Origin of the sequence: uncultured Algoriphagus sp., assembly GCF_963974365.1 — a bacterium.
GTDB lineage: Bacteria > Bacteroidota > Bacteroidia > Cytophagales > Cyclobacteriaceae > Algoriphagus.
The window spans coordinates 526784-539422 of record NZ_CAXBBX010000001.1 but is presented as its reverse complement, the minus strand read 5'-3'; the positions used below and the strand labels follow the sequence as shown (position 1 = coordinate 539422).

9 protein-coding genes are annotated in these 12639 nt (G+C 40.8%); all 9 read right to left on the bottom strand.

Annotated elements, in window-relative coordinates; genetic code table 11:
- Positions 1-59: 59 nt before the first annotated feature.
- The gene (locus tag AACZ87_RS02065) at positions 60-1235 is read right to left on the bottom strand and encodes a glycoside hydrolase family 76 protein (RefSeq protein WP_339864363.1); all 1176 of its coding nucleotides are present in this window, start codon (positions 1233-1235) and stop codon (positions 60-62) included.
- An 87-nt stretch (positions 1236-1322) separates the two neighbouring features.
- Positions 1323-2477: a glycoside hydrolase family 76 protein gene (locus tag AACZ87_RS02060; protein WP_339864361.1), complete on the bottom strand. Its 1155-nt coding sequence runs from the start codon at positions 2475-2477 to the stop codon at positions 1323-1325.
- A 22-nt stretch (positions 2478-2499) separates the two neighbouring features.
- Entirely contained in the window at positions 2500-3627 is a 1128-nt protein-coding gene (locus tag AACZ87_RS02055) for a SusE domain-containing protein (RefSeq protein ID WP_339864360.1), read from the bottom strand.
- Positions 3628-3662: 35 nt separating this feature from the next.
- Positions 3663-5294 carry a RagB/SusD family nutrient uptake outer membrane protein gene (locus AACZ87_RS02050; RefSeq protein WP_339864358.1) on the bottom strand — a complete coding sequence of 544 codons (1632 nt, stop codon included), beginning with the start codon at positions 5292-5294 and terminating at the stop codon, positions 3663-3665.
- 13 nt (positions 5295-5307) lie between these two features.
- Entirely contained in the window at positions 5308-8682 is a 3375-nt protein-coding gene (locus AACZ87_RS02045) for a TonB-dependent receptor (protein ID WP_339864356.1), read from the bottom strand.
- Positions 8683-8724: 42 nt separating this feature from the next.
- A complete protein-coding gene (locus AACZ87_RS02040; protein ID WP_339864354.1) occupies positions 8725-9771 on the bottom strand; it encodes a FecR domain-containing protein in 1047 nt (348 codons plus the stop codon).
- A gap of 298 nt (positions 9772-10069) precedes the next feature.
- Positions 10070-10756, bottom strand: a complete 687-nt coding sequence (locus AACZ87_RS02035) for a sigma-70 family RNA polymerase sigma factor (protein ID WP_339864352.1) — start codon at positions 10754-10756, stop codon at positions 10070-10072.
- A gap of 504 nt (positions 10757-11260) precedes the next feature.
- On the bottom strand, positions 11261-11968 hold the full coding sequence (locus AACZ87_RS02030; protein ID WP_339864350.1) for a hypothetical protein: 708 nt from the start codon (positions 11966-11968) through the stop codon (positions 11261-11263).
- Positions 11969-12128: 160 nt separating this feature from the next.
- On the bottom strand, positions 12129-12596 hold the full coding sequence (locus AACZ87_RS02025) for a DUF4625 domain-containing protein (protein WP_339864348.1): 468 nt from the start codon (positions 12594-12596) through the stop codon (positions 12129-12131).
- Positions 12597-12639: the final 43 nt, after the last annotated feature.

The window sequence follows — 12639 nt, the reverse complement described above, 5'->3', positions numbered from 1 at the left end:
CCCTAAATGCTAATCTCCTTTGTAAGCCTGTTTTGTGTCTGGGTAAATATTCCTTACAATCATTTCAATGGCTTAAGAATACACATGGCTTCTGCCAGCATGCATCCAGACAACATTGGCGTCAAAGCCACTGGATCATCATCACCAGGAGCATTCCACCAATCCCCACCAAAAAGCATAGTGTTCTTGTTCAATCCATTTTCTGCCATTACAGTCGCACACTTGGTGATGTAATCATGGAATTTCTTATGTGTGTCAGCATCCAGATCTGGCTCATTTACCAGCTTTACAAAATATCTAAAGAAGATCCCATTGAACAATCCGCCATCCCCACTGGTGGCATTTCCTAAGACACCCTTGTTATCTGACATGTGATCAATCACATAATTTGAAGCATTAATAGCGTCTTCCAGGTAGTGTTTTTTCCCAGTGATCTTATATAGCTCGTGAGCTGCACCGATGAATGTTCCCTGATTATAGGTATAGATAGCAGGATTGATTTCGCCCGCCAGGTTCATATTATCATAGACTTTCCCTTCCGCTTCTTCATAGAGATTGTCCCTTAGCCAAGAATATATTTTTACCGCTTCTTCCAAATAAGCTTCTTTGGACTTGTCTCCAGGTTCCTTTATCTGATCATACATACTGTAAATTCTTGCTGCTACTAGCGCCCCAGGGCCATTTGAGCAAGCATTTTTGGATTTTTCCACATCAGTTTTCCAGGTTATCCCCCCATACCACGGAGCCTCATTTTCAGGTCCCCATTGAGGCCATATCCAATCCTTATACATCTGATTTGCTTTGGAGAAATATGCTTCGTTGCCAGTGGATTCATACATTCTCAATTGGGCCAGCACTATCCATTCCATGTCGTCCACAAATACATTCCACCAAGGATCCTCTTCTCTTCCTGAAAAATTATATGTAGGAGCTCCTTTCCACCAGAGTGGATAGTAATCCAAATAGAACTGATCCGATGTGCGATTATATGCATCCACGACTACATCCATCGCATGTGCCTGAGGCCAATAATGGTTTGTTGTCATATTAGACAAGTCACTACCATAATTAAAATAATACCTATCCTCATAGCCTTTGAAGTTTGCACCCCAGAAATGAGTAACCAATGCTTTACTCATTCCTTCAGCTATTTTTTCCCAATAAGCCTGATCTTTATAGGAAGTTTTCTCATCTGCCTGAGTCTGATCTTGCCCAGACTCCAATTCACTATTCATCTTACTTTTACTTCCGCAAAATGAAAAAACAAAGATTGAAACTACCGCTAATATTATATTGATTTTACGCATCTCTTGTCAACTTTCTTAATCAAAAATTTCTTCCTCCTGGAGTAACGCTGCAGCTTCCATCAACATCAATCCGGATAACTGTGTGGTCAGATCTGTACCATCTGTTGGTAACTGTCGCCAGTTAGGACCGCACAGCATATCTGGCCGGTTTAATCCGTTTTTGTAAAACGTTGTAGCATTGAAATTCAGGAAGTCAACCATGCTTTTCTTATCTGCTTCATTGATAGCCGGCTCTTGAATCAATTCAGTAAAGTACCTTACGAAGACCCCTTTGAATAATCCGCCATCTCCCTGCCCTTCATCTTTAAGAATACCTTCGGTAGAAATTTCGGATCGGGTCATAGAAGATTTTGCCGTCTGAACCGCGTCTAATAAATAGCCATTTTCTCCTGTAATTTGATAAAGGCGAAGACCGGAACCGATCCAAGTACCAGCATTATAGGTGAAAATCCAGTTTTTCTTGACTGTAGGTACTCCTTCAATCAACTCAATATTATCCCAAACCAAACCGGTTACAGGATCTACCAAATTGGCTTTTTGCCAAGTGTAGAGATCTTTTGCCCATTGCAGATAATAATCATTCTCAGTGACATTGTATAATCTCGTTGCCAAGACTATGGTCGGACCATTGGAAACCGCATTTTTTAGATTTGGAGTATCTTTTTTCCAGGTAATTCCCCCTCCGAAAACTTCACTGTAACTCTCTAACACATCATGCCAAAGGAACTCAGCTACCTCCAAATATTCCTCGTCTTCTGTAGCTTCATAGGCACGAACACAGGAGTTCCCAAGCCATAACATATCATCATTGAATACATTGGAGTAGGTTCCACCGTTATTTGATTTTATAGCACGCAACAGCTTCTTCATCCTATCCAAATACGCTCCATTGCCCGTCCTTGTGTAAGCATCCACATATACGTGAAGCGCGTGTGCGTTTGGCCAATACCCCCCAAAAGACCCTCCGGGATTGAAATTAAAGCTTCCATCCGCGGCAACGTATAGGGAGTAAGTGGAATTCTGCATGGAGTCAGCAGTCGCCCCCCAATCATACTGTACCTCTTCTTCCTGTTGAAAATCTTTCCGAAGAGGCCCCAAATCCTTGTCAATACAAGAGACCAATGATATCCCCATCAGGAAAAGCACAACTACTGAAATAATATTTTTCATGTTTTTCTTATTCTGATATGTTTTAATCTACAGTAATGACATGAGTGTAATTTGACACCTCGGCATTAAAGATCACACTGATATCCGCACTTGCATTATCCACTTCAGTGGCAAACTTGAAGCTGTTGTTCCATCGGTCATCCGATACTGGAACCATATACCAATAAGCAGGACCAGTGGATTCTGTTGGTCTTTGGTTGTCACCATTTGTGCTGCCGAACCATTCCCCTACCTCATTTCCTTCTGCATCGGTAGTTGTGAATCGAAATTTATACCGCTCATCACGACCCCAGCTTTCCTGTCTGAACACAATTGGAAAGTCTGCTACTGACCATGTACCATTCTTAGCATAAGGGAGTTCTGTAAGAAACACGCCATCAGGAGCAAACCACAATTCCACTTTATTAATCTCTGTAATCTCGGTTGTTCCATTTGAGAAATCCACCCGGATTCTTACTACCTGATCATCACCGGAATATTCAGTTTCACCATCAGCTCTTAGCTTTTCACCATCGATATAGTAGGTATCAGGTTCGCCGGAATTTCTTGACGCAAAATGATAGGCTCCACTTTTTAGTGAAGTATAGGCTTCAAAAGTATTTGTGCTGGTTTTCTTCATTAAAATTGCCTCAGAAAGTTCATCTCCTGCTTCTGTGGCTGATCCTACCAGAAAAAGCTCATCTGGAGAAGGGAAACCTGCCGGCCTGGTTACTTCAATTGTCCGGATTTCCTTTAGAGGTTGGACATTTATCCCCTTGGAGGATTGAACCGACCATTGGAGCTTACCTACCCCTTCAGGCTGAATTCCTGCCATTTGAGCTATTTTGTTCAATTCTGAAAAAGGCAACGTGAGACTACGCTGCAATCCCCTTCCATCAGACGGCAATAAGTACAACGGATCAGAAAAATCTCCACCTTCTACATCAAATACCACTTCATAAAGGACTACCCCATTATCCGCAGCTTTGGCCGCTTCCCATTCAAATATTGCGGAGCTCTGGGCTCCCAAGTTCATATACGCATTGTTTTCCGGAGCATAGAGGGAATTTACAGGAGTCACTTCAGTGTGCAGCTCCTCGTCTTCCACACAGGAAAACAGACTGGTGAGTACTGTAAGAACACCAAGAAATTTATATAGGTTATTTTTCATCTTTGATTTATTTAAAGTTTAGCTATGGATTGGAATTAATCCCAACCCGGATTTTGGGTCAAGTTTGGATTTAAATTTCGCTCATCACGTGGCACTGGCCATAGGTAGTGTTTTGCTGGATCAAAGGATCTCAAATTCACTCTCAGATAGCCATTGTCCTCGGAAGGTGGACCGAACTTGGCGCCATGAGCCCAGCCATTCAGGACATCTTCAGCTGTTTTCCATCTCCGGATATCAAAGATCCGCAGTCCCTCCATAGCGAGTTCAGATCTTCTTTCATTGCGAATAAGCTCTCTGTATTGCGCTTGATTAAGGCTTGCATCAAAAGAAAGCGCTGAACCTGCTTCAAATCCTGCTCTTTCGCGCAGAGCCCGGATCGTTTGATTCCACACATTTTCATCCATTTCTCCCAGTTCATTCTTAGCTTCTGCATACATCAAAAGCACATCCGCATAGCGTATCAACATAAGATTAAGGCCAGAAGCAAATTGGGTAATATGGGTGGGATCAAAGTATTTTCTGGTATAATACCCCGTAGTGGTGCTGGAAGAACCAGGCACATATTCATCTGGAGCAGAGGAATCAGGGTCAGTACCTGGCTTGATATAAATAGTTCGGCTTGAGCCGTTTTCTTCCCAATCATACAGGTGATATACTATGGTAGCTGTGAGTCTTGGATCGCGGTTTGCATACGGATTTTCTTCATCGTATTCGGAATCCCCATTATCAATAGTCAGCCCATTTTCCATGATATAGCTGTCGACCAATTCCTGAGTTGGTGCCAAAGCATTCAACCTGGCTCCTGTGGATAGCGGCGCCATATCAAAGAATTCACCCCAAGTTCTTAGCTGAGGCACATATTGTAAACTGAGAATATCTTCGGAATTGAATTCGTTTTCAGGCAAAAACAACCCTTCATAGGAAGGAAATAGTGCATAGTTTCCAAATCCATCTCCCGAAATCAATCTTTCGGTAGTCTGCACCACTTCCTTCCACTGGCTTTCATACAGATGAACCCTAGCTTTCAATGCCATAGCAGCTCCTGAAGTAAGTCTGCCCTGTTCTACGTCAGGAAGTTCCTGCTGCGTGGGTAGAACCATACTTACCTCTTCTAATTCAGTCAGTATGAAATTCAGTACCTCTGCCTTTGGAGCACGGGTTATAGTTTGAGCTTCCTCTATGGTTACATCCTTTTGCAACAGTGGAATATCCCCAAACCAAGTCATCAACTGAAAATGTAAAAAGGCTCTGATGAATCGGGCTTCAGCGATCATTCTTTCTTTTACCGCCTCATCCATATCCGGCACCTGATCAATATTCTCCAGAAGGATATTACACGTTTTTATTCCAGTATATCTACCACTCCACTCACTTTGCAGCCTACCCAGAGAAGGGTCGTACGTTCCTGCTGCGAGTGATGCTGCACCGGCATTGTCTCCACGACCGTTGTAGGCATTATCTGAAGTAGCTTCATTATAAAAAAACCGGTTGCTATCAAACATCTGTGAGTAAGCAGTATTGAGCACACTTTGTGCCTTTGCTTCCGAACTCCAATAAGTAAGATCTGTGAATGTATTTTCAGGTGCCAAATCCAGCTCCTTACATCCTGTCCACATCGTGTTCACCAATGCAGCCAGAATTAGTGTATGTATTTTTAGATTTTTCATTTTGGGCGTAGGGTTAAAAGGTGATGTCCAAACCAAATCCATAGTAGACCATAGTTGGATAAGCTCTGGCACTATTGGCGCCTCCACTTCTCAAGCTATTGTCAAATTCGGACAATTCCGGATCCACAAAATCCACTTTGGAAAGTGTAAATAGATTCTGACCCGAGATATAAGCACGACAATTCTGCATTCCAATTCGCTGTGCAAGAGAAACCGGGAGTGTATAGCCCAGTTGTACATTTTTCAATCGAACATAAGCTCCGTCAAAAAGATACATATCTGAACCCCTTCGGAAATTGTTTGTATTTGATTGACTACCATTTTCCGCAAGAATTGGGTAGCGGGCATCTGGATTTTGTGGAGTCCAGTAATCCAACTGATGTGTGTACATGGTCATTCCATAGTTGAAGTGGAATGGCTCAACGGCCTCGCCCCTAATCATCATCGTTCTTCTTCCTACACCTTGTGCAAAAATATTCAGATCAAATCCCTTCACCTTGACATTATAAGTGAGACCGAAAGTCAACCGCGGAAATGGATTGCCAAAAACATATTTATCGTCATCGTTGATAATACCGTTGCCATCTACATCCACATATCGATTGTCTCCTGGCTGGACATTCAGTCCTTCAGGTTTCGGCCCACTTTCTACCTCATCAATATTTTGGAAATAACCATCACGCTTGAGACCCACATAGGAATTGAAAGGATATCCCTCTTTCAGGAGGACTTGAAGTTCCTCCAGTCCTGTTAAACGTTCGTTACCTTGGAAGTCCAACACCTCGTTTTTGGAATCACCTAGGTTAAAAGTGAAGGAATGATTGAAATGCTGTCCTCTATGTCTATAGGTAGTAGTAACCTCCCACCCTCTATTGCCTACTTTTCCACTGTTAAAATCTGGCAAGGAAGTTCCAAATACTCCTGGTACAGCCGGAGGGACTAGAATATCTGAGGTTACCTTATTGAAATAATCCAGGCTCAAGGTCAATGCACCATCCAGGAAATCAAGATCAGCTCCTATGTTGAAAGTTGCTGCCCGCTCCCATTGAATATTTGGATTCGCATAATTAAATCCAGTTCCGCCGACTACCGAATTATTGAATCCATACGCATTTTGATAGGTAAAAAATGTCGTCTGATATTGATAGTTACCTACATTCTGGTTTCCAAGGACTCCATAAGAACTTCGTATTTTAAAATCTCCGAACCTTTCCTTATACCCACTCATGAAAGCCTCCTCGGACAATCTATAGCCCAAAGATGCCGAAGGGAAGAATCCCCACCTTTCACCCTCTCTAAATTTGGAAGAACCATCATAGCGAAAACTAAATTCGACGAAGTATTTTTCGCTGTAATTGTAATAAGCGCCACCAAATGCGGAATAAAGACTGTTTTCAGAAGAACTCTGATTTGAATTATAAGAGTCTGGGCTGATGATAGTCTCTGTAACTGGAGTTCCCAAATCCGGATCTGTAAAGGTTTTGTATATCCCAATTCCCCTATCTGTATGATTCTCATTAGAAGCACCAAGCAGGAAGCTGAGGTCATGGACTTCATTGAACACCTTTCCGTAATCCAACATTACCTGGGTATTTAGATCCATTCCCTTTCTGCTCTCGTCATTTGTATTACGATTGCCACCATAGACCCCTCTAGGATAAAAATCTACCTGAATAACCCTTCCATATTGGTTATTTGAATACATGTTAAATCCAAATACTCCACGCAGTTTCAAGTGATCGGTAAAACGAAATTCACCACTGAGGTTCCCAAATACATTATCATCAATATGCTGCCTGAATCCACCTTCTTCCAAAATCCCCAAAGGATTAAATTCCTGTAGTACATCATTGGTTAGATAACTACCAAGAGAATCTTTCTGTGTGTAGTAAAGCGGTACCCGGTTGGCATCGGCCATCAATGTGCCACTTGAAGAAGAATGATCTGTGATAAGCCTTCGGGTATACGCCAGTCGGGAACTAAGTTTAAACCTCCCAAATTCGTTGGTCAGGTTCATTCTATAATTAAAACGTTTATAGCCTTTTGCCGGTCCGACATAGTTGCTTTGCTGATCTGTGTATCCAGCGGACACTAGGTAAGTACTGTTCTCACCTCCTCCGGATACTGTCACATTATGATTTTGCTGAAGTGCATTGTCAAAAATTTCTTTGGCAAACCATTCCGTATCGCCATTTTCCTGAATTTGACGGATCTCCTCAGGGCTGAATATAGCTTCACTTCTTCCTGCGTTGAAAGCAGCTTCATTTCTCAGCATTGCATTCTGATAGCCATGAACAGGCTCGGTAAAAAACTGCGGGGTATTTACACCTACCAGACCGTTGTAAGTAACCACAGGTCTGGAATTCCTTTGTCCTTGTTTTGTAGTAATCAACACAACGCCATTATTGGCACGAGAGCCATAAATGGCAGCGCTGCCCGCATCCTTTAAAACAGAGACACTTTCAATATCCGAAGGATTTAGCAAATTAATGTCCCCGCCAATTACCCCATCGATTACTACCAGGGGTGAATTGTCCCCCAAAGTACTGATGCCTCGTATGTTTAAATTAACTCCTGCACCTGGTTCTGAATTTCGCTGTTGCACAATGAGATTCGCTGAGACACCTTGCAGTGCCTGACTCATCGTGGCTACAGGTCTTCCTTCCAGCGCTTCCTTACCTACCTGATCTACAGCACCTATTAAATCTAATTTTTTACGTGTGCCATATCCTACAACAATCACCTCATCCAGAGAAGACAGGTTTACACCCATGGTAATATCTATCACAGTTTGTGTCCCAATGGTAACTTTCTGGGTTTCATATCCCACAAACGTAAACACCAGTACATCCCCTTGCTCTGCCTGAATGGAATAATTTCCGTCTAAATCTGTGACGGTACCAATTACCGATTGACCCTCGATAACTATGGATGCACCAGGTAATGGCAAACCAGATTCATCCACGACTTTTCCTGTCACCTGAACACCCACTTTTGCTTCTACCGAAGTGACTTTTGCTTCAGCTACCGGAGATCGCGAAATATGAATGGTGTTATTGATTTGTTTGAAGGACAGTTTGGCTTTGACTGAAAGTTCCTCCAGAACCGAGAGTAATGTTTGGTCGTGAACATCCAGTGTCACCCTTGAGGAATTAGTAATCAGATTCATATCATAGGCAAATCTGAATTCTGTTTTATTCTCAATGGTCTTGAGAATTTTTTCAAGACTTGCATCTGTCAGCGAAATACTGATAATGACACTTTTCAAGTCATTTTGTTGACTGGCGAAGGACTGTATTGGACCGGTAAATACCCCTGTCATAAAAAATAGACAGAGTAAATACCGGGCTAACAGCTTTCCCCTCATGCTTTGTAATTTTTGCTTCATTATTTTGGGATTGTTTAGGTTATATATGAGGGCTCTTACGAGCTATTTTTTTTTAGAAATTCTCACAGTTCCATCTCTGATCTCATAGGAGATCCCCAGAGAATATTGCATACCATTTAGGACATTTTCCAAACTTTCATCTTGAAATTCCCCACTGTATTTTCCATTCAATTCTAGACTTGGAGAAAATTCAAACCTTACGTTATACCATCTGGAAAGGCGCTCAAAGACTTGAGGATAAGGCTCCTCATCAAACTTTAGGATGCGGTGCCTCCAGCCTAGAAGGTGATTGTAATCATATCCGCCTTTTTTCAGAGACTTGCTCTGGGTATCGTAGTAAGTTGCTTCGCTGGGGAGTATGGTAGCTGACACGCCATTTTCAGTATCCACCTTTACTTTTCCTGTTACTACTGCCACATGAAGCTGATCTTCATCTGGATAAGCACTTACATCAAATGAGGTCCCTAAAACCGTGGTGCTTAAATCCCCACTTTTGACAGTAAAGGGTAATTGCTCATTCCTTTCCACTTCAAAAAATGCTTGGCCAATAAGTTCTACTGTTCGTTTAGAGGAAAAATCATCTAAATATCTTATTTCACTTGCTGAATTTAGGGTAACGGTAGAGCCGTCAGGCAAATGGAAAACCTTTTTCATTCCCCTCTGAGTTGACTTTACAACCCATTCTGGTTGAACATTTTCAGCCATGTTACGATTGTCAACTGAACCTATATAATTGAGTAAAAGAACTCCGGCAATCAGCAGGGAGGCAGCTACAGGCCACCACTTCGAGTAATTCTTTCTACCCCTACCTGAAAAAGTCTTTAATTCCTTCTGACTCTCCCATTTCGAATTAAACTCCAATAACTTATTCCGCATCTGGCTGAAATCCTTTTCATCCATATGATACTTGTCTTTCCACTCAATCGTCTTTGTTAGTTCCTTGGCACGCAACAACATTTCCTTCCTTTCTCTGTTCGCTTCGACCCATTCGGACCAATATCGATTAAGTTCAGGATTCGGATTAACTGCCCATTTCATGAATAATGGGTGCTTCAAAAAATCTGCTTCACTTTTAGGTTTAAATTCCATTCCCTGTAAAAGATGGGGTTTTATTGATTTATGACTGTGACCTATATAGAGACAGGCTCTTATAAAATGACCCCACAAGTGCTAAAAAAAATATGATATTTCACGAATTTAGTTTTGATAAAACCTTAACAACTGATGTTTTTAAACTACTCGCTTTAAAAAATCAAAAGAAAAGATTAGATGGTAACTAAATCTCAAAATCAAGATTAGGCAAAGATTTGAAGTTGCTTGAGCAGAGTAAAAAAGTCATCTCCGAATAATACCTGGCAAAAAATGTAGTCTTCCTACAGGTCCATCCCTAAATAAAAAAATAAAAACAACTCAATAAATCCCGGTGCTTTCCGAGAAGTTCGCTGAGACCTTCTAACGACCGATACAACAATTTTCTGGCAGATTTAACTTGAGAAAATTCCATAATATCAGCAATCTCCTTATAGGACAAGCCCTCAAAAAAATACAAAGCCAGAATTTCGCGTTGTCTTGCCGGAAGTTGGTTGCATGCATTTTCCAACAGCACTTTTTGATCCACAGTAAACTGAGTACTTATGCTATGATAATCAGGAGTGAAACTAAGTTGGAATTTCCCACTTAATCCAATGTTTTCATCAAAAACAATATTCTTGCGTTGTTTTAACAGCCTCAAAAGTCTACGTCTAAAACTACTGAAGATATAATGTTTGACAGATTGTGCACTTGACAACCTGTCTTTTGTTTTTATTAATTGATAAAAAACATCTTGTATAGCATCGTTAACTAATCCCGTATCACTTGAAAATTGCTTACCATAATTAAAAAGTTTATCCGCGTATCTTTCAAATAGTAAAGAAAGTGCATACTCACTTCCCTGAACAAACGCTGACCAAATTGTAGAATCCGAATCTTCTTCCTTCAGGGATTGCCCCGTTTCCATAGCATGCAATTGCACCGATTCTTTCGAACTTCTCTCAGAAGTAGAGAAATCATCAAAATGGTTTTTATGAGTCATGCTGGGATAGGAAATTGCATTTATGAATACACAGAATGTAATCTACCAATGGATACCTAAAGTGTCTATTTCAAAAGTAGTATTTTTAATTCTATTGCCAAATCACCCCAATGGACTACTGGATAAACGCTAATAGTCTACACCGTAGTTGTTGATTCTCAGTCACCGCAATCCTTACAATGAGATTAGAAAGTAAAACTTACAGTGGATGCTACTAATTGTGAGTGAATTAAGTAAAGAGGCTAAAGACAACATCGAGACAAAAATACATGATGTTATTTTTATCAAACCACCATAATTTTCCAACCTTCCGTGAAGTAGCTGGCCCGATTTGCACTAACCGCTTGGATCACCTTAAAGCGTCAGATGCTGAAAAAGTTATTATTTACAATTAATCAGTGATGAAACAATTCAACTAAAAGGAAAAAACTACCTCATGCAAAAAGCTGTCTGAGAATCCCAGACAGCTTTTCTTTATTCTAACCAACTTTCCTATTAATTATTTTAATGATCATGCTCATCCTCAGCATGAATCTCGAAATTTAACTTAAGTACATCTTCCCCTGGGAATCGCGTTGAATAATCACTTGCATTCCAATCAATTCTCTCAACTGTGCCTTTGGTTTCTGGATTGCTAAACTCCCTCAACACATAAGAAACTACGATAGTACCACCTTCATTGGATTCACCTATTGTAAAATAACTAAGCACACCCGTAGTTTCATATTTTCCATTAACCTCAGTTCCGTCACCATAAGTTAAATCCCGTGGCTGAAATATCGCACCGGATTCATCCACAGTTTCTGTATTCAAAAGAAGATTTCCTCCCAAAAGAAAAGTTTTATATAGATCTGCAGTCGCTTTATCCTTAAGAAAGTCTCCCTCAACTCTATTGCCTTTATAATCCCAGGCCTGCAATTCTACTTTATAAATCCCATCAGGATCCAGGTGTAAATGTCCCCCTGATACGGCATTGCCATCTACGTCAAATTCTATCGTGGAAGATTCGCCTTCAATAGCTGTGGTAATTCCATGAAAATGATCACCATGCGCACTCAAATCCTCACCGCCAGTTATCGGAGTGAAAATAAGGCTGGACTTTGCGATTCCCTCTAGCGGCACTGGTTCAGGATCATCATCCGAACAAGAAAATGTCACTAAAGAAGCGGCAAATAGCACAGGTAGAAACCATCTGGTGTTGTACTGTTTCATAAATACTTTACTGGTAAAATGTTTGAATTAAATACTTCAGATCTGATATCTAAAGATACAACATTGTTGCATAAACGAAATGATTTAATGCAATAATGTTGCAAATAAAAATTGAGAACAACTATAATCCTGATGGGTGGAAAAGTGGTTTTCACCCATCTTATTCAATCTGAATACTGATTCCCTGAATGGTTTGCCAACCTTCTTTATCAGTCAACTTAATCATAAAGTGATAGTCCCCGATGTCTACATCCTCAGGTATTTTAAGATCCATTGTGGCGGTATAGGATTGTTGATTTGCAGGAATGGTAAAGCCATCAATCAATAACCAGGGATTTACTGGAGATTTCTCAGCATCCATTTCACAATCATTCACCTCTGTACTGTGTGTATGATGATCAAAATTGTGATGGATATCTAAACTATAACTTCCTAGCTCAGCATTATCTGTAAAAAACGCTTTAAAATGCATTATATCTCCTCGCTCCACTATGCTACATTGAACTGGAAAGGAGTTTTCCGTAACCACAATTTCAGGATATTCCAGATCAATGGCAGGAGTCTCATCTTCATTGCAGGACAAGAGTAAGGTTGCTACTAGGGCAACAGGAAGAATTCTCAATTTCATAGGAATCTTAATCAATTATAAGTGGAATGATGGGTTAATGATC